29 protein-coding genes are annotated in these 24,813 nt (G+C 60.6%); 15 read left to right on the top strand and 14 right to left on the bottom strand.

Going from position 1 to position 24,813, the window contains the following annotated elements:
- The first annotated feature begins 660 nt into the window (after positions 1–660).
- A complete protein-coding gene (locus JQ609_RS21050; protein ID WP_192738654.1) occupies positions 661–846 on the top strand; it encodes a hypothetical protein in 186 nt (61 codons plus the stop codon).
- Between the two features lie 306 nt (positions 847–1,152).
- Entirely contained in the window at positions 1,153–1,350 is a 198-nt protein-coding gene (locus JQ609_RS21045) for a hypothetical protein (protein ID WP_212274803.1), read from the top strand.
- Here JQ609_RS21045 and JQ609_RS21040 read toward each other — a convergent pair.
- The gene (locus tag JQ609_RS21040) at positions 1,347–1,643 is read right to left on the bottom strand and encodes a hypothetical protein (protein WP_212274802.1); all 297 of its coding nucleotides are present in this window, start codon (positions 1,641–1,643) and stop codon (positions 1,347–1,349) included. The genes JQ609_RS21045 and JQ609_RS21040 overlap by 4 nt on opposite strands.
- A 197-nt stretch (positions 1,644–1,840) precedes the next feature.
- On the opposite strand from JQ609_RS21040, the gene JQ609_RS21035 reads away from it, so the two are divergent.
- A complete protein-coding gene (locus tag JQ609_RS21035; protein ID WP_249119032.1) occupies positions 1,841–2,062 on the top strand; it encodes a hypothetical protein in 222 nt (73 codons plus the stop codon).
- A 10-nt stretch (positions 2,063–2,072) separates the two neighbouring features.
- Here the strand turns inward: JQ609_RS21035 and JQ609_RS21030 are convergent, their stop codons facing one another.
- The 5 genes from JQ609_RS21030 to JQ609_RS21015 form a co-directional block, all read right to left on the bottom strand.
- Entirely contained in the window at positions 2,073–2,426 is a 354-nt protein-coding gene (locus JQ609_RS21030) for a phasin (RefSeq protein ID WP_192738658.1), read from the bottom strand.
- Positions 2,427–2,869: 443 nt separating this feature from the next.
- Complete coding sequence (locus JQ609_RS21025) at positions 2,870–3,064, bottom strand: hypothetical protein (protein ID WP_212274801.1); 195 nt, start codon at positions 3,062–3,064, stop codon at positions 2,870–2,872.
- A gap of 85 nt (positions 3,065–3,149) precedes the next feature.
- On the bottom strand, positions 3,150–4,283 hold the full coding sequence (locus JQ609_RS21020; protein ID WP_212210057.1) for an alpha-hydroxy acid oxidase: 1,134 nt from the start codon (positions 4,281–4,283) through the stop codon (positions 3,150–3,152).
- A 96-nt stretch (positions 4,284–4,379) separates the two neighbouring features.
- The gene (locus JQ609_RS35615) at positions 4,380–4,508 is read right to left on the bottom strand and encodes a hypothetical protein (RefSeq protein ID WP_283813406.1); all 129 of its coding nucleotides are present in this window, start codon (positions 4,506–4,508) and stop codon (positions 4,380–4,382) included.
- 245 nt (positions 4,509–4,753) lie between these two features.
- A complete protein-coding gene (locus JQ609_RS21015; RefSeq protein ID WP_212210055.1) occupies positions 4,754–5,773 on the bottom strand; it encodes a GlxA family transcriptional regulator in 1,020 nt (339 codons plus the stop codon).
- A gap of 62 nt (positions 5,774–5,835) precedes the next feature.
- Between JQ609_RS21015 and JQ609_RS21010 the strand changes: the two genes are divergently transcribed.
- Genes JQ609_RS21010 through JQ609_RS20995 form a run of 4 tightly spaced genes read left to right on the top strand, consistent with a single transcriptional unit; the run spans position 5,836 to position 8,930 of the window.
- Entirely contained in the window at positions 5,836–6,546 is a 711-nt protein-coding gene (locus JQ609_RS21010) for a hypothetical protein (protein WP_212274800.1), read from the top strand.
- A complete protein-coding gene (locus JQ609_RS21005) occupies positions 6,543–7,838 on the top strand; it encodes an MFS transporter (RefSeq protein ID WP_249128247.1) in 1,296 nt (431 codons plus the stop codon). Before JQ609_RS21010 ends, JQ609_RS21005 begins: the two co-directional genes overlap by 4 nt.
- Before the next feature lie 25 nt (positions 7,839–7,863).
- Positions 7,864–8,619 carry a YqcI/YcgG family protein gene (locus JQ609_RS21000; RefSeq protein WP_212274799.1) on the top strand — a complete coding sequence of 252 codons (756 nt, stop codon included), beginning with the start codon at positions 7,864–7,866 and terminating at the stop codon, positions 8,617–8,619.
- Positions 8,616–8,930, top strand: a complete 315-nt coding sequence (locus JQ609_RS20995) for a cupin domain-containing protein (protein ID WP_212210052.1) — start codon at positions 8,616–8,618, stop codon at positions 8,928–8,930. Before JQ609_RS21000 ends, JQ609_RS20995 begins: the two co-directional genes overlap by 4 nt.
- A 24-nt stretch (positions 8,931–8,954) precedes the next feature.
- Here JQ609_RS20995 and JQ609_RS20990 read toward each other — a convergent pair whose 3' ends face one another.
- Positions 8,955–9,140: a hypothetical protein gene (locus JQ609_RS20990; RefSeq protein WP_212210051.1), complete on the bottom strand. Its 186-nt coding sequence runs from the start codon at positions 9,138–9,140 to the stop codon at positions 8,955–8,957.
- Positions 9,141–9,165: 25 nt separating this feature from the next.
- Here JQ609_RS20990 and JQ609_RS20985 point away from each other — a divergent pair, with 25 nt between their 5' ends.
- A complete protein-coding gene (locus tag JQ609_RS20985; protein ID WP_212210050.1) occupies positions 9,166–9,351 on the top strand; it encodes a hypothetical protein in 186 nt (61 codons plus the stop codon).
- A 121-nt stretch (positions 9,352–9,472) separates the two neighbouring features.
- Here the strand turns inward: JQ609_RS20985 and JQ609_RS20980 are convergent, their stop codons facing one another.
- The 3 genes from JQ609_RS20980 to mddA form a co-directional block, all read right to left on the bottom strand.
- On the bottom strand, positions 9,473–10,735 hold the full coding sequence (locus JQ609_RS20980; RefSeq protein ID WP_212274798.1) for a CaiB/BaiF CoA-transferase family protein: 1,263 nt from the start codon (positions 10,733–10,735) through the stop codon (positions 9,473–9,475).
- 261 nt (positions 10,736–10,996) lie between these two features.
- On the bottom strand, positions 10,997–11,419 hold the full coding sequence (locus JQ609_RS20975) for a GFA family protein (RefSeq protein WP_212210048.1): 423 nt from the start codon (positions 11,417–11,419) through the stop codon (positions 10,997–10,999).
- A 100-nt stretch (positions 11,420–11,519) separates the two neighbouring features.
- Entirely contained in the window at positions 11,520–12,323 is an 804-nt protein-coding gene (gene mddA / locus JQ609_RS20970; protein ID WP_249128245.1) for a methanethiol S-methyltransferase, read from the bottom strand.
- 44 nt (positions 12,324–12,367) lie between these two features.
- Between mddA and JQ609_RS20965 the strand changes: the two genes are divergently transcribed.
- Positions 12,368–13,936 carry a winged helix-turn-helix domain-containing tetratricopeptide repeat protein gene (locus tag JQ609_RS20965; RefSeq protein WP_212274797.1) on the top strand — a complete coding sequence of 523 codons (1,569 nt, stop codon included), beginning with the start codon at positions 12,368–12,370 and terminating at the stop codon, positions 13,934–13,936.
- Between the two features lie 3 nt (positions 13,937–13,939).
- On the opposite strand, the gene JQ609_RS20960 is transcribed toward JQ609_RS20965, so the two are convergent.
- Both JQ609_RS20960 and JQ609_RS20955 read right to left on the bottom strand, forming a co-directional pair.
- Positions 13,940–14,509, bottom strand: a complete 570-nt coding sequence (locus JQ609_RS20960; RefSeq protein ID WP_212274796.1) for a DUF6456 domain-containing protein — start codon at positions 14,507–14,509, stop codon at positions 13,940–13,942.
- Positions 14,510–14,575: 66 nt separating this feature from the next.
- Positions 14,576–15,106: a GcrA family cell cycle regulator gene (locus tag JQ609_RS20955; RefSeq protein ID WP_212210045.1), complete on the bottom strand. Its 531-nt coding sequence runs from the start codon at positions 15,104–15,106 to the stop codon at positions 14,576–14,578.
- Between the two features lie 132 nt (positions 15,107–15,238).
- Between JQ609_RS20955 and JQ609_RS20950 the strand changes: the two genes are divergently transcribed.
- The 3 genes from JQ609_RS20950 to JQ609_RS20940 all read left to right on the top strand — a co-directional run bounded on the left by JQ609_RS20950 (position 15,239) and on the right by JQ609_RS20940 (position 17,638).
- The gene (locus JQ609_RS20950) at positions 15,239–15,856 is read left to right on the top strand and encodes an XRE family transcriptional regulator (RefSeq protein ID WP_212034764.1); all 618 of its coding nucleotides are present in this window, start codon (positions 15,239–15,241) and stop codon (positions 15,854–15,856) included.
- Between the two features lie 186 nt (positions 15,857–16,042).
- Complete coding sequence (locus tag JQ609_RS20945) at positions 16,043–16,318, top strand: hypothetical protein (RefSeq protein ID WP_212210044.1); 276 nt, start codon at positions 16,043–16,045, stop codon at positions 16,316–16,318.
- Positions 16,319–16,483: 165 nt separating this feature from the next.
- Positions 16,484–17,638, top strand: coding sequence for an OpgC domain-containing protein (locus JQ609_RS20940; RefSeq protein ID WP_212210043.1), 1,155 nt, complete (start codon positions 16,484–16,486; stop codon positions 17,636–17,638).
- Between the two features lie 17 nt (positions 17,639–17,655).
- Here the strand turns inward: JQ609_RS20940 and JQ609_RS20935 are convergent, their stop codons facing one another.
- Positions 17,656–18,957, bottom strand: coding sequence for a glycoside hydrolase family 3 protein (locus JQ609_RS20935; protein ID WP_212274795.1), 1,302 nt, complete (start codon positions 18,955–18,957; stop codon positions 17,656–17,658).
- Between the two features lie 289 nt (positions 18,958–19,246).
- Between JQ609_RS20935 and JQ609_RS20930 the strand changes: the two genes are divergently transcribed.
- From JQ609_RS20930 to JQ609_RS20920, 3 genes are read left to right on the top strand one after another with little or no spacing between them, the layout of a single operon-like run.
- A complete protein-coding gene (locus tag JQ609_RS20930) occupies positions 19,247–20,734 on the top strand; it encodes a DUF4173 domain-containing protein (protein ID WP_212274794.1) in 1,488 nt (495 codons plus the stop codon).
- 25 nt (positions 20,735–20,759) lie between these two features.
- Positions 20,760–21,461 (top strand): response regulator transcription factor, encoded by a 702-nt coding sequence (locus JQ609_RS20925; protein ID WP_212274793.1) that lies wholly within the window; start codon positions 20,760–20,762, stop codon positions 21,459–21,461.
- Positions 21,458–23,050 (top strand): ATP-binding protein, encoded by a 1,593-nt coding sequence (locus JQ609_RS20920; protein WP_212274792.1) that lies wholly within the window; start codon positions 21,458–21,460, stop codon positions 23,048–23,050. Before JQ609_RS20925 ends, JQ609_RS20920 begins: the two co-directional genes overlap by 4 nt.
- Positions 23,051–23,107: 57 nt before the next feature.
- Here JQ609_RS20920 and JQ609_RS20915 read toward each other — a convergent pair whose 3' ends face one another.
- Positions 23,108–24,340: an acetyl-CoA C-acetyltransferase gene (locus JQ609_RS20915; RefSeq protein ID WP_212274791.1), complete on the bottom strand. Its 1,233-nt coding sequence runs from the start codon at positions 24,338–24,340 to the stop codon at positions 23,108–23,110.
- Positions 24,341–24,813 lie beyond the last annotated feature (473 nt).

Below are 24,813 nucleotides of genomic sequence, written 5' to 3'. Positions count from 1 at the left end.
CCACACGGCGATTCCAATCAGGCCGATCAGCGCGAGCGATACGCGGTCATCGGCTTATCGCTGAAATAAAATGTGCGGCATGATCGCTGGGGTGCAATCATTTCGGGCGCGAACCGTATCCCTGCTACAGGGGCCGCTTGCGGCCGTGGCTTCTACACCACGCCGCACGCCGGCACGTTCGCGCGTGCTGGCTGATGATGATCTCAATGGTTCGGACGACGGCGCGCCCGCGACGCCTCAGGCGACGGGCGTTGGGAGTTGGGGCGTCGTGACAAGCGGCCGCCGTCCGATTGGAAAATTTCAACAAAAAAGCCCGCGGCGGATTTCTCCGCCCGGGCTCTGCATGATTTTCGCGATGATGATATTCAGCCGGTGATTTGCCCGACGTGTCAATTGTTTTTTGGACCGTCAACAAATTACCGAAAATGCGATGCAACAGGTTGGATAATTTGAAACTTCCCCGCGGATAGCATCGCTGCAAACGAAAAAGCCCGCCGCCGATTTACCGGCGCGAGCTTTACGATATCGGCGATGATGACGGTGTGCCGCTGATTTGCCCGACGCGTCAAGTGCAAAATTGATCCGGTGCATCGACATTCAAATGGGAGCATTGGGCGCAGGGCACCAGCCAACGCTCGATCAGATCGCAGGAGGCCGTTGATGTATTTCGTCGCTACCGTGCTCGCGATCCTGTCGGGCCTGTTCTATGCGGCAAGCCATAACGAGATCGGCTCGCTCGGCGTCACGATGTGTCAGTACGGCAGTTCGTTTTGTGCCAACCCGCTTCTCGTCCTGGTGGGAGCGGGGCTTGCTGCCGTATGGGGCGCGTTCGTCAGCGTACGCTGACGCGCCGGTCACGAGCCCGATTTCGCGATGATGATTTTCTGCCCCTGATTTGCCCGACGTGTCAAACGCGACATCAGGATCGCCGCATCAAGAGCTGCCCGAACGACTGTTCGTCAACGGGATCGGCTATCGGTACCTCTGGAGCGAACGGGCCGCAGCCCCTGCAAGGCAGCATCGAGCCATTCGTGTTTCACGCCATTCTGCATAGGAAGCATGCAGTTCACGGGCCATTTTCCGTAATCTCCCGGATTGATTGCAGCGGCAAAGAATTGTCCCTCAGGATATTGACCCAGCACGGGGCAGATCGTGATTTACAAGGACGTGGAATACAGCGTCACGGCCACCAGCGAGCCGGATGTCTGGCAATGGCGATTTCAGATTGGCGGGCAGACCGTGGCCGGCAAGACGAGGACGCGGCTGATTCATATGGCCGAGCGTCGTGTTCACATGAGAATTGACGCTGCCCTCAGGGTTTCGCACGGCGAGGATCAACCTGCCGACTAGTTATCCCCGGACCGTACGGGGTTTGCCGGCTGCACGGGCTTCGGCCCCGGCGCATCGGGCTCCAGTTGCGGTTTGGGTTCGGTCGGCATCACCGTTGCGCCGGCCGCCCGGGCGGCGTCGCCTGTGGTGCTGTAATGAGCCTCCGCGGCCGTTTGCACCTTGGGCTTATTCCTTGGGCCGTAATCAGCGATCAACATGCTGAACCCGCCAACACACGCGACTGCAATCGCGACCGCCAAAGGTGCGCCGCCGTGGCGTGTCGTATGGTTTTCCTTCGAATGATTGTTCGCCATTTCAGAATTCCGGATTGATTGCTGTGTCAGAATCAAACCCCGGGGCGGACGATTGTTCCGCCTCAGACCGCTCTGTTGCGGAACCGTGGCGGAACAAATCGTTTACTCGCGCATTTCCAGCATGCTGAACAGATTTCAAAGTTTAAAGTGAGTGTCGACAAGTGAGCATCGAGACACCTCCACCGTTGCAGCCCAACATGGCCGAACGCGCGATTGACACCGCGACCGATGTATCGCGCACGATCACGGATGTGTCTGCGGCGCTTCAGGCCGCGGTCGATCGTCTAGCCGAGGCGATCGCAACGGCACGGCAACCCGGCAAGCCGCTATCCACCGTCAGCGCAATTACCCGGGAAGCGCCCCTCGCGAGTCTGTTCGTTGCGTTCCTGTTCGGAGTCGCGATAGCGCGCCGGCGGTAGCGGATGCCGTTCAGAACTTGCCTTTGGTCGCGTCCTTGGCGGCCGACATGACACCACCGCTGATCTGCCTCATATGCTCGCCAGCATTGGTGAACTGGCTTCGCAGGAATTCGGACTGAATCCGCATCGCTTCCTGGAGGTCGGTCGCATGAACCAGCTTTCGGGCGTGCTCGAATGCTGCCTTCATGTTCTGTTCGGTGAACGATAGCGCCTGCTTCGAAATCTCCGTCCCTGGCCCCGGCATCGACGTCATCGACTTGCCGGCGGCATCGAAGAACATGCCGAACGCCTTTTCTGCCTGATCGATGGTTTTTTCGGCCAGATCGCGCAGCTCGGCCGGAACTTCGAGTTTCGGTTCAATCATGATCGCCTCTCCAATGTCGTCTCCGGGAGGTTAGCATAGTTCAGGGCGGCGTCTGCGCCGTATTGGCCGGCGCCGCCCTTTCGGGGGCGCTATCCATGCGCCTCCGCAAAGGAGTTATTTCCTACCCCGACCCGTAGCGATACGGGCTAGCGTACCCGATTCCAATCATGTCAACAGTGTGGCATAGTGATTCGGGGGCTCGAGTTCGACGGTTTGTGGCGTTGCGTCGCTCTCGGGGACATGGGGAACAAATGCTGCAAACATTCCGGCCGACACCAACCTGCACGCGCTTTCAAACCAGCATAGAGATGCCCTGCATCAAATGCGGCGCGCAAATGAGGCTGGCCACGATCGAGCCACGCGATCAAAATTATGATGTACTGACTTACCGATGCACACCGTGCGACTCCGGCGAGAGCTTCCTGAAGGCCCGCTAGAGCGGATTACAGCAAAGCGGCCCCTGCCTCCGTCACCACCGGCCCCTCGTCTCGCAACTCAATCAGGCCGAGTTCGGTCAGAACGTGCATATCCTCGTCGCTGACAGGCGACATTTTCAGCCGACGGGCCTGAATGTCCCGCAGCGTCCAACGAAGGCCGATAGCTTTTTCGAGGCTGAATTCAGCGAAAGGATTGTCCATCACTCCTTTCGACTATCGGCACATTTCGATCAGATTTTGTCTGCATCGCGGCAGCTTCTTGTGCGCACCTGACAATGCACCGTGCTCAGTACCGATAGGGTTCAACATCCAGCAGCGGAAATGCGCTGAACACGCTCGGCAGGTTGGTCGGCATCGCCGCATGCAGATAGGATTTGTCGAGCTCTGCAAGGCTGGTGACGCCGAGCAATCCGAGACACCGGATCACTTCATCCTCCAGCAATTCCAGCATCCGAACGATGCCGGACTCTCCCGCGGCGGCGAGCGCCCAGCATTGCAGGCGGCCGATGCCGACGAGATCGGCACCCAAGGCGATCGCCTTCACGATGTCGGTGCCGCGGCAGAACGAGCCGTCGACCATGATCTTGGCGCGGCCGGCAACGGCGTCGACGATCTCGGGCAGCACATGCATCGAGCCGCGGCCATGGTCGAGCTGGCGTCCGCCATGGTTCGACACATAGATCCAGTCCACCCCATGATCGAGCGCGATGGCGGCATCTTCCGCGGTCGCTATACCCTTCAGCACGAGCGGAATTTTATACTTGTCCTTGATCAGCTTGACGGTCCGCCATTCCAGCCCCTTCTGGAAGTCGCCGCCCGTAGCGCGAATCCGGCTTTCGCGGACATAGCGCTTGGCGATATCGCGTTCGCGCCGGCTGTAATGGGCGGTGTCGACCGTCAGGCAAAACGCGGCATAGCCGTTTTCGATCGTGCGGCTGACGGTATCTTCGACAAAGGCATCGTCGCCGCGAACGTAAAGCTGAAAGATGCGCAGCGCATCGGGCGCTGCTTTTGCCGTAGCCTCAAGCCCGGGCTCGGAGACCGAACTGAGCATATGGGCAGCGCCGAACGTCCCGGCTCCCCGCGCCACCGCAGCACCTGAATCGGGATCGAAAATCTCCAGCGCACCGACGGGCGCGATCATCACCGGCAGGCGTAACTTGCGGCCAAATACTTCGGTCGACGCGTCGACCTGGGCGACATTGCGCAGGACCCGCGGCCGGAATGCGATCTCATCGAGGGCCATGCGGTTGCGGCGCATGGTCGTCTCGGTCTCTGAGGCCCCGACGATATAGTCCCAGGCGTTCTGGTTCAGCCGGGCCCGGGCTTTGCGCACGAATTCGTGGAGATTCTGGAATTCTTCGCCGCTGGCACCGAGTTCGACGTTCCTCGCCGGCCGGATGGGTGTCCCATCATTCATGCTGTTTCTCTCCCGTTTTGGCGGCACATTAGCCGCAGACAAATGGGAAAAGCTACCGCTTTGAACGGCTTAATCCGGTGCTGGAACGGGAGGCTGCTATTCGCTGGCGAGGTACATCGGCTTGGAATGGAAAATTCCCGCGCCCGAGACCTGGGAGGCAATCAGGAATGCCGCCATCACGGCCGGCACGCTGATGAATCGCAAGAATTGATCAATTGAAAGCATGCTGGTCGTCCCCAAGGTGCTTGTGACGCGCGTTCAATCCGCCCATCGCGTCGGCTGATCGCCCGTGAAAAGCTGGTCGGTATAGGCCGCGCCGGAAACCGTGAGCAGCGCAAGAATCGAAATGATGGCCAGCGTTTTCATGTCGTCACGGTCGATTTGGATTGTGGCCAAAAACGTCAGAGCTTGGCGCATTTTGGGGACTAACACAGGGGAACTTCGTGGCCGCTGGGCCCCGGCGGTGCCGCTCAACCGCCCGAAAAACGGCTCCTGTATTCGGTGGGCGATACGCCGAGGTGGCGCAGGAACGCGCGGCGCATGCGTTCGTCATCGCCGAAGCCGGCGCGTTTGGCGACCTCGATCACGCCTCCGACCTGCCTGCTTTCCAGCAACAGACGTGCGGTTTCCACCCGCAGCGCTTCGACACCGCTCGCCGGCGTCATTCCGGTGCGGCTGGCATAGGTGCGAGCAAAAGTCCGAGGCGTCATGCCGGCCTTCGCGGCGAGTGTTTCGACCCTGAGATCGCTTGCGATATTCTCGATGATCCAGGCGTGCAACGCGCTGAACCGCCCTTCGACGTCGGAAGCCTGCGCCGCGAGCACGGTAGAGAATTGGCTCTGGCCGCCGGGCCGCTTGAGAAACACCACCAGCCTTCGCGCAACGTCGAGCGCGGTGGTGTGGCCGAAATCCTCCTCGATCATGGCGAGCGCCAGATCGATGCCGGCGCTGACGCCAGCCGATGACCAGACCCGCCCGTCCTTGACGAAGATCGCGTTCGGCTCGACGCGGATGTTGGGGAAGCTGTCCTGCAGCCTCGGGCAATAGCGCCAATGGGTTGCGGCGCGCTTTCCGTCCAGCGCGCCGGTCCAGGCCAGCGCGAACGCCCCGAGACACACCGATGCCACCCGGCGTGCCTTGGGCAGCGCCTGCGAAATCCACTGCATCAGCCGGGCGTCGTCGCGGATATCCCAAATACCGGGGCCGCCCGGGATCACCAGCGTATCGACCTGATGCGGCCGGACGCTGTCGATCGCGGCGGTATCCACCATCATCCCGACGTCTGTCGGCACCAACCCGCCCGAGGCTGACAGATAGGACAGGGAATAGCCCGGACCAGGCAACTCGATCGCCGCCAACTCCGCGAACACCTGGGCCGGACCGGAGATATCCAGCAGGGTCACGCCCGGAAAGGCGACGATCGCGATACGCCGCGTGGATGGCGTTTCACGCGGTGCGGGGCGTCGGGGTTTGGCAGATTTCGAGGGCATATTGTCCTTTAAGCCATTCGAGGCTCGCCTGTATAGCTCAGGGGCGTAACTGGAGTTCGGCGATGACGCGAAATCTGGGCAGCCGGTATCAGGCGATCAAATCGCCCTGGACAGACTACGCGGTCTACAGCTTCCCGGATGCATCAAGCGTTGCAGCCTCCGACCGCCAACCGCTGATGGACGCGATGAACGGCATCATCGCCGTCAACTGGAAAGCCAGCGAGCCGCATTGGACGGCGGACGCCTCCCCGTTCGACAGCAAGTTCAGCCTCATTCTGGTTTTTAGCAGCTCAGGACTGGCCGCGTTTTCAGTCTATCGCGTGCTGAGTATCTCCAGTGGACTTGCAATCTATCGCAGTGGAACCGAAGTGCTCCCCGCCCATCAGGGCCTCGGGCTCTACGGCTTTTTCACCTCGGAAGTTCTGAGGCGCTCAGGCGCCGCCGAGAAGGGTGACAGCGTGCTCTATGGATGGCGGACGCGAAATCCCATCGTATGGGCCGCCAATGCCAAGATCTGCGAGAAGGTTGCCCCCTCGCTGCTTGGGGACACGCAGGACCCCGCATTGCAAGCGGCCTGCATTGAGATGTGCTCCTCGCTGTACCCCGGCAAGCTGCTGGAACTGCCCGGCATGATCATGCGGGGCGCCTACGGCCACATTAAGCACCACCGGCAGGACTATCATGGCGTGGCGTCGCTGGTCGACGCCGCGATGTCCCGTGTGATTCCCGATACGGCCGATGCCCTGTTCTCGGTCGGATACGCGAGGGTATGATGTCGATGCCCGGACAACAGGCCATCATCGCACCGGTCTCGCGGTTCACCGATCGCGCCTATCTGGCCTGGGCAGCGGTGGCCATCGCCTACGCCATCGCGTTCCTGCAGCGCGTGTCGCCGCAATCGGTCAGCCTGAACCTCATGCACGACTTCAGCACCGACGCCGCCGGCGTCGCGATGCTCGCCTCCAGCTACTTCTGGGGCTACACCTTGATGCAGATTCCGGCGGGTCTTCTGGTCGACCGTTACGGCGTCAAGCGCGTGGTGCTGTTCAGTATGGTGGCATCCTCGCTCGGGAGCGCTGCGTTTGCGCTGGCGCCGAATATGCTCGACGTTTTTGCGGCGCGCCTCGTCATCGCTTGTGGCGACGCGCTGGTATTCACGGCGCTGTTGAAGCTCGTGGCGCAGAGCTTCAGCGACGAGCGGTTCGGCGTGATGTCAGGCATCTCGCAAGTATCCGGCTACGTCGGCGGGGTCATCGCGACGACGCCGCTTGCGGCCGCGGTATCCGGCTTCGGCTGGCGCGCGTGTTTCCTGTTCATCGCCGCCGTCGGATTGGCCAACCTTGCCTTCGCCAAGGTCGTGCTGAAGCCTGATCCGGTGTCGCGCAGCAACAAGACGTTGAAGGGCGTCGTTGTGGCCGCCGGACAATCTCTGACTCAACTCGCCAACTGGGGCTGCGCCATGACTTTTGCCTCCCACTTCGCCGTCGTAACGACATTGTCGGGCGTCTGGGGCATTCCGATGGTGGCGCACTTCTTCAATATCTCGCCGACGGCGGCCGCTACTCCCCTGCTCGCCTTCATGATCGGCAACGCGGTCGGCTCGATCTTTCTCGGTCACATGGCTGACCGCGCAGCAGCCGCGCTCGACACCGCACTGATCCGCATCTGCGTGCTGCGGATGGTGCTGATTGCAATGCTGCTGCCGCCGATCGCACAGGCGTTCGGCCTGATCTACGTTACCTTCGTGTTTACGACGCTCGGACTTGTCGCCGGCGGGACGGTACCCCTGGTGCTGAAATGCACCAAGAAACTATACACCTCCGACCTGATCGGCGTCGGCGCGTCCGTGAACACGACGGCCGCGGGAATTTTCGCCGGCGCGGCACAGCCCGTCATCGGGTTCGCCATGATTGCCGCCAGTCCGCTTGCCGCCAGCGGCGGCATGCAAGGCGCTGCCGCGATCGGCGACGCCGGTTACAGCATGCTTATCGGAATTCTGCTGCTCATGTCGCTGCCGGGTATCGCCGGGCCGTTATTGATGAGGACCAAATTGATAGTTCGCTAGACGTATTGAACGTAGAGGGGGCGTTATGGAGCGTTTATTTTTGAGAAAAGAGGAAGTCGCTTCGAAGTATGCGGTGAGCAGTTGGCAAAGCGTCATGTTCTCCGAATTCGAAGCCCAGATGAGCAGCGAGGCGAGACCTTTTCCGTGTGTTTTCGGCGTGACCGGCCATCGGCAGAACCAGTTGCGCTATCTGTTCCTCGATCCCTACGACGTCGAGATCCTAGGGGTCCAACTCGCACAATACGTCTCCGAGTCCAGATCGTACGGTCCCAACACTTCGTTGATCGTATTCACCCGACCTCGCCCGGTGCAGACGCTTGACGCCTATTACCGCAAGATGTGGCTGACGCTCGACCAGTTGGCGCGGCTCGACAAGAGTCCATGGCCGGCGGAGATCCCCGAACAGATCGATCATCCAATGTGGGAGTTCTCATTCGCCGGAGAGCCAATTTTCGTGGTGTGCACGACGCCGGCACACGTGATGCGGCAAAGTCGCCGGTCGAGCGCCTTCATGCTCACCTTCCAGCCACGATGGGTGTTCGAGAAGATCCTCGGTAGCGAAAAGGCCACCAACGCCGCGTTTGCCGAAGTACGCAAGCGGCTCATTCCCTACGACAATGCAAGCCCTTCACCGCATCTCGGCCGTTACGGTGCGGCCGACGGGCGCGAGTACCAGCAATACTTCCTGCATGACGATAACGAATCCGGAGGAGGCTGTCCCTTCGCCAAGCTCGCGCAGAGCAAACCGTCTCAAATCGAAGACAAGGAGCAAGCGGCATGACCCAAATCATTGCAAGTCAGAAAACCGAGTTCGCTATCGATCCCGTCATCCTGAACCTGCTCCCCGAGCAAGGCAGCATCGAATTGCAGCATGACGCCGCGGGCAAGGTGCATCGCTTTCACACCCATCCGGTAGATGAAATCCTCGTGATCATTAGCGGCCGGCTGAATTTCACGTGGGATGGCGGCGAGCGCATCGTCGGCGCCGGCGATACCATCCACCTGCCCGCCGGCACGCTCCACCAATCCGAAGCGCTGGAGGGCGGCGCCGTCTACGCGATCGCGACCCGTCCACCGGCGGCGAATAATTGAAGCAAGGCGCGCATGCAATGGGGGTCACGACAATGAGGGATCGTTAGACAAGGGGTCCGCCGCCACCCGTTCGACCAGCTCGATGATTTCGGAACGCTGACCGGACGGAAGTTTCACGAAAGCCTTCAACAGTCGCAGGCTTTCGATCGTTTCGCTCGATGGAGCTCCGAGTTTCTTCTGCAGCTCTGCAACATAAGTGGGATTTTTCATCTCGCACCTTAGAAGAGGAACAGGAATGGCATATCCAGGTAAACGTGAGGGCTTGGCCCAGAAAGTAGATACTGCTGCGCAAGAAGCCGAACGGCTCGGCCTGACGACGGCGACCCTGATACTTCGCATGGCTCGCCTGGAAATCGATCGCGCGGAGCCTGAACAGGTTGCAACTATGCCAAAAAACAACCTGCGCAGCAAGCCGAACTGAACGGCCGAAACGGCCCGATTCAGCGCGTCGAGAGCGTCGGCGGAAAATGTGCGGTGCCGGGACCGGTCCGAATGGATCAGCCCCCGCACCGGAGACACGATTGGAAACGAAAGCCGGCCGATCAGCCGGTGTTACCGGTCTTTCCGAAAGCCCCCGCCTCGGCCAAATCAGCGATACGGCGGTCATCGTATCCCAGCGTCTTGCGCAGCACTTCCTTGGTGTGCTCGCCGAGCAGCGGCGCAGCGACGGGATCGATCGTCGGCGTGAGGCTCATATTGAGCGGCGTTTCGATGTTGGGCACTGAACCAGCGGTCGGATGCGGGATGTGGCTGAGGCGATCGCGGTCGCGCACTTCCGGCGCGTTGAAGCCCTCCTCCACGGTGCGCAGGTAGCCGACCGGTATGTTCGCCTTTTTCATCTTCGCCATCCAGTTCTCGAGCCGGTCGCTGGCAAAAACGCCGGCAATGATGGCGCGCAGCTTTTCCTTGTTGGCCGTTCGGTTTTTCCGATGGGCGAACTCAGGGTCGGTTACGAGGTCGGGCCGTTCCAGCACTTCGGTCACAAGGCGGCGGTACAGCCGGTCGTTGGCACAGGCCATATAGAGCGGCCCGTCGGCGGCCTGATACACGCCGACCGTCGGTGAGCCGTTCGGTGAATTACCGAAACGACCAGGGTTCTCGCCGCTGATCAGGTACGCCATGCCATAAAAGCCGGTCATCGCTACCGCGGTGTCGATCAACGCCACCTCAACCTGCTGGCCACGGCCGAGCCGGTCGCGCGCGATCAGAGCCAGCAAAATCGCGTTGCACGCCGACATTCCCGTCGCCATGTCCACGATCGGCGGGCCGGTTCGTACCGGCTGAGCATCCGGAAAGCCATTCAGCGACATAAAACCGCTTTCGGCCTGTGTGATCGGATCGAACCCGGGGCGCAGGGCGAGCTCTCCCTTGCGGCCATAGGCCGAGATCGAGCAATAGATCAGTCGCGGATTGGTCGAAACGACGGATGCATAGTCGAGGCCGAACTTCTTCATCACGCCGCCAGAGAAATTCTCCACCACGACGTCCGCTTTCGCGATCAGTTCGCGCGCGACCTCCAGCGCCGCCGGATTGGTGAAATCGAGCGCAATTCCGCGCTTGTTGCGGTTGAGACTGAGGAAGGCCGCACTCTCGCCGCCGATTTCCGCATGTTCATAATGACGCGTATCGTCGCCGCCATCCGGATTTTCGATCTTGATCACCTCGGCGCCAAAGTCGGCCAGCGTTTGCGTACAGGCGGGCCCTGCAACAACACGGGTGAAATCGACGACCAGCAGACCATCGAGGGCGGTCGGTTCGCCCTTGGCGCGCGGCGTGCGCTCCGGCAATTGCGGTCTGGCAGTCATGTCGGGCATTTCCTCGTTTTATTTTGCCTTGCGGAACGGATAGCCATCGCCGCGAAAGGCGCTTCAAGGCCTTTTACCGGAAGCCCATAGGTAACGCCAAACCCCGAATTTGCAGGGCGGGACCTGCCTCTCACATAGCTCTCTCCAAAAGCGAACGCCGCCCGATCCGGGTCTACCCAGGGATCGAGCGGCGACGCTTCAAGGCGATTGCACGGCGAACCCGGTTCGCCACGTCGTTCCCGTTATGGAAAGCTCATTCTCTCATTCGGGAACGGCTTGACCGGAACCACCCAACTCGGCGGGAAAGTCCTTCAGCTTGGGTAAGCCATCACGCATCGGCAGCACGGTCTCGGCATAATTGATATGCACGCCCGGCGTAAAGCGGAGCGTCGGGAGCGTCGCGGCGAAGACGTCGACGAGCCCTAGCGTAGGATGGTTCGTCATCAGATGCCCGCCACACTTCGCGCAGTATTTGCGTTGGCTCATCGGTGTCTTCTCGAATGTCGCGACGTGCTGCTTGCCCGAAGTGATCTCCACCGCTTCCGGCTTCCACAGCGTAAAGGCATTCACCGGCCCGCCGGACCACGACCGGCACGAGCTGCAATGGCAGTACCCCATGCCCTCCGGCGAACCCGTCACCTGCACTTCGACCGCACCACAGAAACAATTTCCCGTATGCTTCATAGCCTCTGTCTCCTTACAGACAATTGAAGGGTCCAATCGGATCAATTTGCGCCACTGGAACAGCATCGATACCCGCTGTTTGTAATGAAGATAGTCCTCGTCAAGCACGTCGACGAGGTCGCTCATCGAGCAATATCCCGATGAAGATGTAGGCCGTGGTCACCGCCGCGAACAACAGATGTCCGACGCTCATGGTGGGGGCCGCCCAGAACGCGATGATGAAGCCGAGATAGATCGGATGCCGCGCGATATTGTAGAGCAGCGGCGTCGGGAGGGTCGGTGGCGGCACCTGCCGACCGGTCAGGCGGTTGGTGACCTGATGCAGTCCGAACAAATGATTGCTCACGACCGTGCTGGTGAACACGATCACCCAGCCGACAAATGACAATATGGCCATCGTTGCGGCCATTTCGGGCTCTTCGGTCTGCCAGACGACGGCCGGAATCGGCCGCCATTGCCAGAACAGCAGTAGGAGCGTCAGGCTGGCGAACAGCACATAGGTGCTGTGCTCGAACGGTTTCGGGATAAACTGCGTCCACCATGGTTTAAGGCCCTTATGCGCCATCACGCCGTGTTGAATGGCAATCAGCGACAGCAAGGCGAGATTGACGGTGATTGCTTCAAAAACGGGCGAATTCGCGCCGGTATCGATGGCCTTCGGCACGACCAGGTCCGATACGAACCCGACCGCATACAAAATCGTGAAGAGAAATGTGAAATAGGCCACAGCGCCGAACAGAAATGCAGTGAACTTGAGCATTCGATTTGTCGGCATGACTGAGCCAATGGCTCGGGCTTCGGACATGACATGAACTCCGTGGAGAGCAATGGGATCGCGACTTCGGTTTTTGCAGAATGGCTGAAACACGCCGACAAGACTTTGCCTGACGCTTGATCTCTCCATGAGATGGACTTGATCGTTTGTTGAGAATGGATGCGACAACGCACGTGAAATTTGACTTCGACAAGTACGCTCTGGACACCAATCTTCGCGAGTTGCGCCGCGACGGCGAGCTGGTTGCGATGCAGCCGCAAGTGTTCGACCTGCTGGTTCATCTGTTGAAGCATCGCGATCACGTCGTCAGCCGGAACGATCTCATCGCGCTGGTTTGGGGCGGTCGGACCGTGTCGGACTCAACGCTCGACAGCCGCATCAACGCCGCCCGAAATGCCATCGGCGACTGCGGCAAGGAGCAACGGCTGATCCGGACAATTGCGCGAAAGGGTCTTCGCTTCGTTGGAGCCGTGAACGAGCATGTGAATGGCGTTCATCCGACCACCGAGCCAGCGAAAATGGCTGCCGAACCGGCCCCCGCGCCATTGCCGTTACCGGATCGACCGGCGATTGCCGTATTGCCGTTCGACAACATGAGCGGCGACCAGGAACAGGAATACTTCTCTGACGGGATCAGCGAAGACATCATCACCGCGTTGTCGAAATTGCGCTGGTTCTTCGTCATCGCCCGCAACTCGTCGTTTTCCTACAAGGGCAAGGCGGTGCACCTGAAGCAGGTCGCTGCCGAACTGGGGGTGCGCTACGTCCTTGAAGGCAGCGTGCGCAAGAGCGGCGATCGCGTGCGCATCACCGCGCAGCTGAACGACACTGCGACCGGCAGCCACGTCTGGGCAGAGCATTACGACCGCGATCTGGTCGACGTATTCGCCGTGCAGGACGAGATCACCGACGCCATCGTCGCGGCGATCGAGCCGCAGATCTATGCCGCCGAAAACTTCCGCAGCCGGCGCAAACCACCAAACAGCGTGGATGCGTGGGACCTTGTTATGCGGGCGCTGTCGCATCATTGGCGCGTGACGCGCACGGACAGCGCCGCCGCTCAGACGCTCCTGGAACAGGCGATTGCGATCGATCCGAATTACGGCCAGGCGCTGGCCTTGATCGCCACCAACCACATGTTCGGCGTGCATCTGGGCTGGGCGGACATCACGACCGTCGCACCCATCGCCGAGCGCGCCGCGCTCGCAGCCATCGCTGCCGACAGCGAGGATGCGTGGGCGCATACCGCGCTCGCCAGCGTCTATTTCTCCACACGTCGCCTCGACCACGCGCTGGCCGAATTTGAGCTGGCGCTGCAGCTCAACCCGAACTTCTCGCTGGCACAAGGATACTACGCATTGGCGCTGTCCTATTGCGGGCGATGGCAGGACTCCCATGCAGCCGCGCAACGCGCCATCCGCCAGAGCCCGCGGGATCCCTCGTCCGCGATCTATTACGGCGTCGCCGCCTACGCCCAGTTCGTCGGCAGGAACTATGGCGAGGCGATTTCGCTCGCGCGCGAAGCGACCCGCCAGCGCGGCGATCTCAGCGGCGCCTACCGCGTGCTGACGGTGGCCGCCGGCATGGCCGGGAAGATCGACGTCGCCAAAGCTGCGCTCGAGGAGCTGCGGCGGACCCAGCCCAACATCTCGCTGGCCTGGATCGCGACGCAGCTGCCCTGGAAGCTCGAGGCGGATCGGGAGCATTATTTGGAAGGTTTCCGCCGCGCTGGGCTGGAATAACCTTCATCGCGGGGGCGTTTTTGCCGGATTGGCTGTCGCGAACCCATAGATCAGCGCCAGCCGGTCGAGGCATTCGCAGAATCGGCGTGCGAAATAGTCTTTCCAGCGCTGCGTCCGCAATCCCCGCCTCTGCCCGACCTGCTCCATGGTCAAGCCGTGAACCAGGACGTCATGCACCAGCGCCGAACCATCGGCCCCCAGCTCGCGCTCGGCGCGATTGAGCCGCAGCACGGCCTTGCGCTGCCCCTCCGTGATCGGCTCCCGCATCTGCCCACCATCCACGTACTCCCTGGTCGGATCGACGGCGCGCGGGCCGCGTTCGGCTCTCTCCCAATCGCTCTGAAAGGCCCGCCCGCCCTGGTACTGCGCCTCGTCGATCTGGCGATGCGAATGCAGACGGGCAAGCGGATCGTTGCGGATGGAGCGCAGGGTAACGATCTTCTCACCCGGCTCCAGCGCCAGGGGATTGTCGACCTCGACGGTCGCGACCTCGGCGTTGCGTGGCAAATCCCGGGATTTCCGGTCATGTACCTGTGCAGGGTTATACGGTTTGTTCCGTTTGGCTCTCGGCATATCGGATGATCTCCTTACAGGGACGGTGGGATTTGGATTGCGCCCGGAAGAACCTGGCGTTGCTGTTCATGCCGTCTCAACCAGCTTGAGCAAGACAGTGCACGCCGTGCGTTCCGATGGCGTGCCGGGGCCGCGGCTCAAATGAAAATGCGGTGTGCAGTAACTCGAGCCAGGCCGGCGTGGATGACCGCAGAAGGTGATGGCTTCGCCCTCTTCGTCCCCGCCGTAAGGGTAGCGGCAATCGCCGCGTTCCAGTTCGATCAGGGAAAGATGACGCGGATCGATCCCGACACAACGCAGTTCGACCGGCTTCGTCCCTCTAAACGGTGGCACCGGCCATGGAAACCTGGGCGATGTCGACTTTACCAGGTGAATTTCGCCCGGCCGGTCTAACCGCGGCTGCCCGCATGGGGACGATTCGGTCCGATGGTTCCAGGCGAGCCCCATCCGCTTGGCACGGCTCAGCACCGCATTGCGCGAGTAAGCTGTGTTGAATTTCCTGTTGATAGCTGCCGCGATCCGGGCAAAGGACAAATGCAGGGCAAACAGCTCCCGCAGCGCGCCCGAGTGCTCGGGCGCCCAGTCTGTTGGTTCCATTACCGAATTTCCTGTTTCTTTGAACGCCGCCCCGACGCCTCCATCTATTTCCGATATTCCGAACGAAAAGTCAAGCTTGATTTCTGGTTATCGTAACTGCTAGTGTTTCCGAAATTCGGGAAAGGAAGAACCATGCTGGACGTCAAAATGATCGAACGGGCACTTGAGAGGACAGGCAAGAGCAAGGGGGGCTTGGCGGAGGCCATGGGGGTTCGTGCGGGCGCAGTCTCGGAAATCCTGTCCGGGATACGGCTGATCAAGGCATCCGAGATCGGTCCGATCACGGAGTATCTCGGGCTGAATTCGGTGCCGATCATGGGCCGGGTCGGCGCCGGCGCAACGATCGAGCCGGAACACGAACAGGTGCCGCCGGAAGGCCTCGGCGAGGTCGAACTGCCCTTCCCGATGGCCGAAGAGACCATCGCCTTTGAAGTTGCAGGCGATTCCATGCTGCCAAAGTACGAAAATGGCGACGTTATCGTGGTTTTCCGCGAGCAGCGCCATCCGCTGTCGAGCTTCTACGGCGAAGAGGCTGTCGTGCGCCTGAAGACCGGCGAGCGCTATTTGAAGACGATCGAGCGAGGAAAGTCCTCACCTCTGGTCAATCTCAAGAGCTTCAACGCCAAGCCGATCACGGGCGTGAAACTCGAATGGATCGGCGAGATCTGCGTCACCCTGCCGCGGGGCCAGATCGAACGCCTGCGCAATAAGGCAGCTGCGAAGACACGCAAGGCCGGGAAGGCAAAATAGCGGACGGGATGCCGGAGAAAGGGAGCGATTCGGAAGGTTAAGGCCGTCAGGTGATTCGGCCGACCGGCCTTCGGGAACAGGGCCAAATTCGCCTTGGTTGCTGCTTTTCCGAACTTTTGCTTGACTTTTCCGTTTTTCAGAAATACTGTAGTCATCCGTTCCAGGGTGACTGACAGATTGCCAAGCATGCAGTATTTCGTCGTGATGATCGATTACGGCCGTCGCGGCCGTGAAGCCATTGTCGATCCTGAAATTACCCGGCGCGAGGTCATCTCGCGGATTGCGTCGGGTGAATACAGGAACATCAGCTTCGTCCATGAAATCGTCGATTCCTCCGTCGAGGACATCACCGCCGACATTCTGAACGAAGCCGCGCTTCCCGATATTGCCGCGGCAAGCGTCGATCTGCAGGCCGACCAATTCGACCACCAACGCGACCTGCGAAAACATGAAACCGTCTGAACTCGCGCGCCCCTATTCCGTCGTCAAAATAATGTGATCATTAACGGGCTTTGATCGCCGCCGGCTTCCTTAAATATTCTTCACGCAAAGTCTACTCGGCCGGCGCACGCAATTGCGCTACATAACCGATTCGATTTTCTCCGGCTTGCAAAGTTCTTACGCTCCATGTTTCCGTCAATGAAGGTCGAGATTGCCGCACGCGACGGCGATCCCCGGCTCAGTCTGCTGCTTGGTATCGCTGCCTGGTTCATATTTCTGGATCACATTCCGCATAACGCGGTCAGCGTGTTGACCCTGCGGAATTTCGGATTCAGCGGCGCAACCGACCTGTTCGTGTTTGTCGGCGGCTATACCGCCGCGATCCTCTATGGAAAAATGATGCTGGAGCGCGGTTTCCTGGTCACCGCTACCCGCATTTTCAGGCGCGTATGGCAGTTATACGCCGCCTATGTCGTCCTGTTCGTGATCTATATCGACTTGATCGGATACGTCGCCAGGAAATCGGCGGCGCCCGAAATCATCCACGAATTCAATGTCGCCGGAATCCTCGGCCACACGATCCGGACATTGATTTACGGCCTGCTGCTCCAGGCCAAGCCGCTCAACCTCGATGTGCTGCAGCTCTTCATCGTTTTGATGGTGTTCTTTCCGTTCGTACTGTTCGGAATGTTGCGCCGGCCGAACGTGACGGCAGCCGGGTCGATCGTCCTTTACCTCGCCGCCCGCAAATTCGACTGGAATCTATCCTCATTTCCAGACGGGCACTGGTATTTCAATCCGTTCTCCTGGCAGTTGCTGTTCGTGCTCGGCGCATGGTTCGCGTTGGGCAGCGCGAGGCAGATGCGGGCGATTCGTTCGTTCCAGGATCTTTCGATTCTCCGCATACTGGCTTTGCTCTATCTCTTGTTCGCGTTGATCGTGACAGCAACGGGAAACGTGCCGCAGTTGGCTGGAATCGTCCCTGACGCCGTGCTCAATTTCTTCCTTCCAAATGAAAAGGAAAATCTGGCCCCTTACAGGGTACTTCATTTCCTCACTCTTGCATTCCTCTTCTCGCTCGCGGTCCCGAGAGACTGGCATGGATTTCAACGGCCAGCCCTGCGGCCGATCGTGAAGTGCGGGGAAGAATGGTTGCCTGTCTTCTGTGCCGGTGTCTTCCTTTCCTTTGCAGGGCATTTCTTCCTGATCACGGGACCGAATTCGCTCGCCATGCATTTCCTGGTCAGCATCGCCGGAATCGCGATCATGGCGGGCGTTGCCTATTACGCGTCGTGGTCCAGGCGGCAGGACTACAAACCTGCATTTGGCTCGCGATATTGACCAACGGGGTGATACCCTCAATCCAGCGGGAACGTGCGCTTCAGCCGTGCCTCGCTGTCGCGCAGCGTTACCGAATCGAGTTTTCCTTTGGAAGATGCCTCCTTGGCGCAGGCAAAGATCCGATAAAACTGCGTACCGTCGAAGGCGACCAGCAGCAGATCGACGCCGGCATTGAGCGCTTCCACCACCGCTGTGCAGACATTGTTCTGATAGATCGCGCCCATCACCAGATCGTCAGTCATAATGACGCCCTGATAATTCCACATCTTGCGAACGATGCCGTCAACCACAAGCCGGGAATGCGACGCCGCGCGGTCGGGATCAACAGCGGTCAGCGTCACATGCCCGATCATTAACTGCGCCCTGGAGTCCGCCAGCACATCCCGAAACGGCCGCCAGTCGGACGCTTCAAGTTCCGCCAGAGGTGTGTCGAGACTGGCACTGAAGTGATGGGTATCGGCGCGAACCCGACCCAGTCCCGGAAAGTGCTTCACGGTCGCGCCGACGCCAAAGGCCTCAAGCCCATGCACATAGGACCTGGCGATGTCGGCCACGATGGCCGGGTCGTCTGAAATCGCGCGCTGGCCGATCAGCGTGTTGAAATCGAACCGGTTACGCTTCGCGTCGGGCCGCAAATCCAGCACCGGCGCCAAATTGAGGTTGACGCCAAGCGCCGCCAGTTCCTGTCCATGAGTTCGCCCGAACGCCTTCGCTTTCTCGGCGCGAATATCCGGCGGAAGGCCCGCCAGCGTCGAGAGCGCAGGCAATTTGGTCAAGGGCGGCGACAGATGCGAGACGATGCCGCCTTCCTGGTCGGCGGCGACAATCAATGGCGGCAGACCGGCGGCACGTCGTTTTTCCTGAAGCGCCGAGATTTCGGATTTCAGCGTCTCCGGTGCTCTTCGTACATTGTGCTTGGTGATGTAGATGCCGGCGATCAGGCCTTTCTCAGCCAAAGCAGCCACCTCAGGGAATGATGAATACCCCACCATGAAATGCTGGCCGAGGCTACGCGCCTGCGCGACGTCGGTCTGCAGAACGTTTCGTTTGCGCAACTCGAAAGAAGCTTGCGCGCACAGCATTGACAGCGGCGGCAGGCACCACAGCAGGACCAGCAGTTTTCCCGCGATCCCACGCCCGCGCCAGTAACCGCTGCGGATCAGGCAGGCGAGAACGCCAATGCTCACCACGGCAAGAACGATGTTACCCGTACCTCGCAGCGCAATCAGATAAGGATCGTTCTTGTTCGCCGCGACGAAAATGAAAGCCAGCCCCGCGAACCAGACCAGGCCGACGCCGATACTTTTGATGATTTGCATGAAGGACGATGCTGTGTGCGTGTTAAAGGCGAGACCATCGCCGTATCAAACTTGTTATTGCTGCGCGAGCGCATAAGCGTGGCTGCACGGAAACTGCATAAGAATCCTGAAGTCTTGCAGACGGCCTTCCCGGCATTTGCACAACGGCCGCGCATAGCTCGTCTTGCAAACCGGTGACGACCCTCGAATGTCGATTCCCCCACGTCTAGCCAATGATGGTTGTTGGCTCTGTGAGCCTCCCTCGACGGCGCTGGTCTGCAGTTTTTCCCTCCAGACAGGCAGCGCAACGATGGCTGAATTCTCCACGCCGGCACCCCATGCAGGCTCTGTTCGCGAAAATACTTTCCCAATCAAGCCGGCCGTTGCTCTGGCTCTCGCGGCGTTGGCCGACTGGTTGTTCTACGGTCAGCGAACCGGAATATCCGCTGTTATCTTCGCCATTGCGCTAACCGGCGGCGCGCTGCTCGCCAATTTCAACAGGTTGAACAAGGCGCAGGCTCTGCTTGCGGGCCTCCTTGTGCTCGCCAGCCTCATCCCGGCCGTCGAAGAATTCAATGCCGCTTCGCTCTTCTTCATTGTCCTGGCGATTGGCATTGGCCTCTCGCTGGCGACGAATCGCAAATTGACCGGTGTCGGCGAGCAAGCCGCCGCGCTCTGCGACCTTTATCTGGTCGGTCCATTCAGATTGATCCGCGACGCCATCAGCGCGTTCAATCTCCCGGCGCTGACGGCGGGTTTCACCGTGTGGCTCATTCCGGTGGTTCTCGGGGGCGTTTTCGTATTGCTGTTCGTATCGGCCAATCCGCTGCTTGAGAAATGGATCAGCTTGCTGAACCCCGGCAGCGCCACCTCCTATATCAGCCTGGGACGGCTATTTTTTTGGGCGGCTGCTTTGTCGCTCGTTTGGCCCTTTATCCACGTCCGGTGGCGCCGCAAGTCCGAGGTGCCGGCCGATCTGACCGTGGCAGCAACCGAGGAGCAGGAGAAGCCGGTTCATGACGTCGACTTCTTCGGTTTGGCGACCATCCTGCGTTCGCTGATCCTGTTCAACTTGCTGTTTGCAGTTCAAACCGCTCTGGACGTGTTCTTTCTCTGGGGCAACGCGACGCTGCCGGCCGATATCAGCTATGCGGCCTATGCGCATCGGGGCGCCTATCCGCTGATTCTCACGGCGTTGCTGGCTGCGGGATTCGTACTCATCGCGATGAGACCCGGCGGCCCGGCCGAGCAGTCGAAGGTGATCCGCCCGCTGGTCTATCTCTGGGTCACACAGAACGTCCTGCTGGTTGCGTCATCCATCCTCCGGCTCGATCTCTATGTGCAGACTTACCTGCTGACTTGGTGGCGTGTGGCTGCCTTCATCTGGATGCTGCTTGTCGCGTTCGGACTGTTGCTCATCGTTGCCCGCATCAGGCTCAATCGTTCGAACGATTGGCTGATCCGCGCGAACCTCATCACTTTGACCGCAACGCTCTATGTCTGTTCGCTGGTCAATTTCCCTGCCATCATCGCTAATTACAATGTCGATCATAGCCGCGAGGTCTCGGGCAAGGGTCTCACGGTCGACATCAACTATCTGTTTCACCTCGGCCCTCAGGCCTTGCCCGCCATCGACAGGGCGATTGCCCTCCGCAGCTTCGATCCAAACCTTGTTTTCCGCCGCAACTACCTTGTAGAACAGCATCGCAACGATTTGGCTTCCTGGCGCGCCTGGGGTTTTCGGAGCTGGCGGCTCCAGCGTACTCTGGACGCCCAGAAGAGTTCGACCGCAAGTTGACGACGACCTTTGTCCGGAGAGACGTTTGACACACCGTATCCTCATCGTCGATGACGACCTGCATATTCGCGAAGTCATCCGGGTCGCGCTCCGGAAGGCCGGGATGACCGTGTTCGAGGCGCGGGACGGCAAGGAAGCTTTGACCCGCTTCGCCGCCGACAGGCCGGACCTCATGATTCTCGATATCGGCATGCCGGAATTCGATGGATTGGATGTCTGCCGGGAGATCCGTAAGTCATCGGACGTTCCAATTCTGTTTCTTTCGGCACGCGACGAAGAGATCGACCGTGTGCTGGGTCTTGAGATCGGCGGCGACGATTACGTCACCAAGCCTTTCAGCCCACGCGAACTCGTCGCGCGGGTGAATGTCATCCTGCGCCGCACCTCGCAGCGTGGGTCGGACACCAAGGCAACGGCGGCGCTTTCCCAGGGCGGGCTGCTGGTTGATCCGGAACAGCATGTTGCGGCGTTCGCCGGTACACCGCTTCGCCTGACCGCCATCGAATTCGGAATCCTCAGGGCTTTTCTGACCAGGCCATCGGTGGTCTTCAGCCGCGAGCAGATCATGAATGCCGCCTATCAGCTCAATATCCAGGTGTCGGACCGCACCATCGACAGCCATATTCGCAATATCCGCGCCAAGCTGGCCGCGGTGAATTGCGACAATGTCATCGAGACCATCCACGGCGTTGGCTTCAAGCTCGGCCGATGTGAGCCGCACGCATGACATCACGGGCCGGCGAGAAATGGCGGCCGTCGGTCGGAATGATCATTTTTGCCGCGTTGGCCGCGGTGGCCGCCTTGCCTCTGGTCGGACTGTTCTTCTTTCGGCTCTATGACAACCAGCTTATTCACCAGACCCAGGCCGAGCTGATTGCCCAAAGCCGGGTGTTGGCCGCGGTCTATGCGCGGGAGGTGGAAGCCCGCCTCAATGCCGGGGCCGTCCTGGGCGCTGAACTCCCGCCCGAAGCGCGCCCCGTTGCGGACGACAAGATGACGCCAATCCGGCCGGCACTCGACCTTGCCGCCGGCGCCGACCTGCTGCGGCGACGGCCCGACGCGCTGCCGGCCGGTGCTCCCGCATCTCAGGCTTACGTCGAGATCGGGGCCCGGCTGATGCCGATCATCCTGGAAACGCAGAAGGTCACGCTGGCGGGTTTCCGGATTCTCGATCCCCGCGGCGTCGTGATCGCCGGCCGCAACGAAGTCGGCCAGTCGCTGGCGCATATCGAAGAGGTGGCGACGGCGTTGCAGGGACAGTATCGCGCCGCGTTGCGGATCAGGGTCCCCGACAAGCCCCCGCCGCCAATCTACTCGTTCAGCCGCGGCGTCGGCGTTCACGTATTTTCGGCCATGCCCGTGGTCGTCAACAACCGCGTCGCCGGTGTGATCTACTTGTCGAGGACGCCCAGCAACATCTTCGACCATCTCTATCAGGAGCGCGGCAAGTTCATTCTTGCCGGCTTCGCCGTCATCTTCGCCACCGTGATCATCGGCCTGGTGTTTTCCCGCACCATCACCCGTCCGATGCGCGAACTGGTCGAGCGCGCCGCCCGTATCAGTCGCGGCGACCGCGACGCCTTTCGGCCGCTGGCGCATTACGGCACCCGCGAGTTTGCCCAGCTGTCGCACAGCTTTCTCGACATGGCCGAGCAATTGTCCAGGCGGTCGGATTACATCGCGACCTTCTCGTCGCATCTCACCCACGAACTGAAGTCGCCGCTGACCTCGATCAAGGGCGCCGCAGAACTCTTGCTGGATTCGCTGCAGAGCGAGACCGACAATCTCACTCGGATGGAGCAGAAGAATTTCGTATCGAATATTCTGGGCGACACCGAGCGCCTGGAAGCGATGACGCAGCGGCTGCGCGAACTGGCGCGCGCGGAGACCGTGCCGCAGAACGAGCACGCCGAATTGAGCCAGGTCATCAGTGGGCTGAAGAGCCGTTTTCCCACCCGTGCGATCGACGCCACCGGCTGTCTCGAACGTTCGATCGGCATGTCCAGTGAGAAGGCACTCATCGTCCTTTCGCATCTGACCGACAACGCCATTCGTCACAACGCTGGGATTGTGCGGCTGGCGGCGGTCGATGAAGGCGCCACGGTCAAGATGACGGTGAGCAACGACGGCGATCCGATATCGGAAGCCAACCAGGAGAAGATCTTCGACGCGTTCTTCACCACCCGCCGCGACACCGGTGGCACCGGAATGGGGTTAGCGATCGTCCAAGCCGTGATGGCAAGTCACGGCGGATCGATCCGGCTGTTGCCATCAGACAAGGACGTCGCGTTCGAGCTGCATTTTCCTGCCGCTTAGTTTATTATTGACGCGTTTTCTTCACGCGAACCGGTATCCACTTCGCTCGAAAACGCTTTAGACCCGCTCGATAATGATCGCAGGCGCCATGCCACCGGCAGCGCACATCGTCACCAGGCCGCGCCTGAGGTCGCGCCGCTCGAGTTCGTCGAGAACGGTGCCGATCAGGATCGAACCGGTCGCGCCGATGGGGTGACCGAGCGCGATTGAGCCACCATTGACGTTGACCTTGTCGCGGTCGAGCTTGAGATCGCGGATGAATTTTTCGGCGACGACGGCGAACGCCTCGTTGATTTCGAACAGATCGATATCATCGAGCGTGAGACCTGCCTTGGCCAATACCTTGCGCGCCGCCGGCACCGGCGCATTCAACATCAAGGTCGGAGAGTCTCCCATGTTCGCCATCGCGACCACGCGCGCCCGCGGCTTCAAGCCATGCGCCTTGGCATAATTCGGTGAAGCCAGCAGAATTGCCGCCGAGCCGTCGACGACGCCGGAGGAATTGCCGGCGTGGTGCATGAAGTTGATGTCGAGATCGGGGTACATGTCCAGAATGAGGTTACGATAGGTCGTGCCCTTGTCGTCGAGCGGATAATCCGCCACCGCGGTAAAGGCGGGCTTCAGTCCCGCAAGGCCTTCGAGCGTGGTCTGCGGGCGCGGATATTCCTCGTGATCCAGCGCAAGGGTGCCGTCCTCGCGGAAAACCGGCACGAGGCTCCTGTCGAAATGACCGCCCTTAATGGCGGCGGCCGCCCGCTTCTGGCTCTCCAGACCAAGTTCATCGACGTCCTGACGCGAAATACCCTCCAGCGTCGCCACCGCATCGGCGCAGACGCCCTGATGCGACTGCGGGTGCCGGGCGCGCAGTCGAAGATTGCCATTGTCCATCATGAACGGCCCCTCGCCGCGGCGGCCCTCCATGGACATCATCTCGGTGCCGCCGGCGATCACGAGATCCTCGGAGCCCGCCATGATGGCGTTGGCCGCCATGTTGACGCTGGTGATGCCGGAACCACAGAACCGGTCCAGCGTCACGCCGCTGGCGCGCACGTCATAGCCGGCATCCAGCGCCGACATCCGACCGAGGTCGCCGCTCTGCGCTCCGCGCTGGGAACTGGTGCCCCAGATGATGTCGTCGACGTCAGCGGTGTTAATCCCGGTGCGATCGGCCAACGCCCGCAGCACGGTGGCGCCGAGTTGCTGGGGATGAATGCCCGCGAGCGCGCCCTTGCCGGCCTTGCCAATGCCTCGCGGCGTCCTGCAGGCGTCGATGATCAGCGCGTCAACCATGGTGTTTTCCTCGGATTTGTTCGTTGAACACATTTGCCGCCGGTCTAGCCGCAAAGTCAATTCACGCCGCGGGTCTGGGGCCATGCACTTCGGGTAGAGGCGCCAGTCCACCATAGCGCTCACGCTCTCTGCTCGTCGTCCCGGCCTTGAGCCGGGACCCATACCGCGTGATGCTCATTGTTGCAGAAGGTATTTGACACTTGCGTTCTCACCGATGGGCCGCGGCGTATGGGTCCCGGCTCAAGGCCGGGACGACGGCGGTGTTTGTTGTGCGACCATCATCCAAACGTGGCTTCGCATTCCCGCGACGCGATGCGCCCGAGCTCTGCCAGAAATTCCTTGCCCTCTCATCAAGAGGGCGCAGGGAGGACCGGGTGCGCGCTGCACCCGCGGTCCCGTGTGCGGTTTGCACAAAACAAAGTGCACACGAGCATACAGGGCAGCGGTGAACACCCGGCCTTCCCTGCGCAATG

Source organism: Bradyrhizobium sp. AUGA SZCCT0169, assembly GCF_018130085.1.
GTDB lineage: Bacteria > Pseudomonadota > Alphaproteobacteria > Rhizobiales > Xanthobacteraceae > Bradyrhizobium.
The sequence above is the reverse complement of the archived record's forward strand: the minus strand, read 5'-3'. Positions and strand labels throughout refer to the sequence as shown.

Coding starts and splice junctions, on each gene's coding strand:
- JQ609_RS21050 (WP_192738654.1), top strand. CDS start 661: ATGTATTTCGTCGCTACCGTGCTCGCGATCCTGTCGGGCCTGTTCTAT.
- JQ609_RS21040 (WP_212274802.1), bottom strand. CDS start 1,643: ATGGCGAACAATCATTCGAAGGAAAACCATACGACACGCCACGGCGGC.
- JQ609_RS21035 (WP_249119032.1), top strand. CDS start 1,841: ATGGCCGAACGCGCGATTGACACCGCGACCGATGTATCGCGCACGATC.
- JQ609_RS21030 (WP_192738658.1), bottom strand. CDS start 2,426: ATGATTGAACCGAAACTCGAAGTTCCGGCCGAGCTGCGCGATCTGGCC.
- JQ609_RS21025 (WP_212274801.1), bottom strand. CDS start 3,064: ATGGACAATCCTTTCGCTGAATTCAGCCTCGAAAAAGCTATCGGCCTT.
- JQ609_RS21020 (WP_212210057.1), bottom strand. CDS start 4,283: ATGAATGATGGGACACCCATCCGGCCGGCGAGGAACGTCGAACTCGGT.
- JQ609_RS35615 (WP_283813406.1), bottom strand. CDS start 4,508: ATGCTTTCAATTGATCAATTCTTGCGATTCATCAGCGTGCCGGCCGTG.
- JQ609_RS21015 (WP_212210055.1), bottom strand. CDS start 5,773: ATGCCCTCGAAATCTGCCAAACCCCGACGCCCCGCACCGCGTGAAACG.
- JQ609_RS21010 (WP_212274800.1), top strand. CDS start 5,836: ATGACGCGAAATCTGGGCAGCCGGTATCAGGCGATCAAATCGCCCTGG.
- JQ609_RS21005 (WP_249128247.1), top strand. CDS start 6,543: ATGATGTCGATGCCCGGACAACAGGCCATCATCGCACCGGTCTCGCGG.
- JQ609_RS21000 (WP_212274799.1), top strand. CDS start 7,864: ATGGAGCGTTTATTTTTGAGAAAAGAGGAAGTCGCTTCGAAGTATGCG.
- JQ609_RS20995 (WP_212210052.1), top strand. CDS start 8,616: ATGACCCAAATCATTGCAAGTCAGAAAACCGAGTTCGCTATCGATCCC.
- JQ609_RS20990 (WP_212210051.1), bottom strand. CDS start 9,140: ATGAAAAATCCCACTTATGTTGCAGAGCTGCAGAAGAAACTCGGAGCT.
- JQ609_RS20985 (WP_212210050.1), top strand. CDS start 9,166: ATGGCATATCCAGGTAAACGTGAGGGCTTGGCCCAGAAAGTAGATACT.
- JQ609_RS20980 (WP_212274798.1), bottom strand. CDS start 10,735: ATGACTGCCAGACCGCAATTGCCGGAGCGCACGCCGCGCGCCAAGGGC.
- JQ609_RS20975 (WP_212210048.1), bottom strand. CDS start 11,419: ATGAAGCATACGGGAAATTGTTTCTGTGGTGCGGTCGAAGTGCAGGTG.
- mddA (WP_249128245.1), bottom strand. CDS start 12,323: ATGGAGAGATCAAGCGTCAGGCAAAGTCTTGTCGGCGTGTTTCAGCCA.
- JQ609_RS20960 (WP_212274796.1), bottom strand. CDS start 14,509: ATGCCGAGAGCCAAACGGAACAAACCGTATAACCCTGCACAGGTACAT.
- JQ609_RS20955 (WP_212210045.1), bottom strand. CDS start 15,106: ATGGAACCAACAGACTGGGCGCCCGAGCACTCGGGCGCGCTGCGGGAG.
- JQ609_RS20950 (WP_212034764.1), top strand. CDS start 15,239: ATGCTGGACGTCAAAATGATCGAACGGGCACTTGAGAGGACAGGCAAG.
- JQ609_RS20945 (WP_212210044.1), top strand. CDS start 16,043: ATGCAGTATTTCGTCGTGATGATCGATTACGGCCGTCGCGGCCGTGAA.
- JQ609_RS20940 (WP_212210043.1), top strand. CDS start 16,484: ATGTTTCCGTCAATGAAGGTCGAGATTGCCGCACGCGACGGCGATCCC.
- JQ609_RS20935 (WP_212274795.1), bottom strand. CDS start 18,957: ATGCAAATCATCAAAAGTATCGGCGTCGGCCTGGTCTGGTTCGCGGGG.
- JQ609_RS20930 (WP_212274794.1), top strand. CDS start 19,247: ATGGCTGAATTCTCCACGCCGGCACCCCATGCAGGCTCTGTTCGCGAA.
- JQ609_RS20920 (WP_212274792.1), top strand. CDS start 21,458: ATGACATCACGGGCCGGCGAGAAATGGCGGCCGTCGGTCGGAATGATC.
- JQ609_RS20915 (WP_212274791.1), bottom strand. CDS start 24,340: ATGGTTGACGCGCTGATCATCGACGCCTGCAGGACGCCGCGAGGCATT.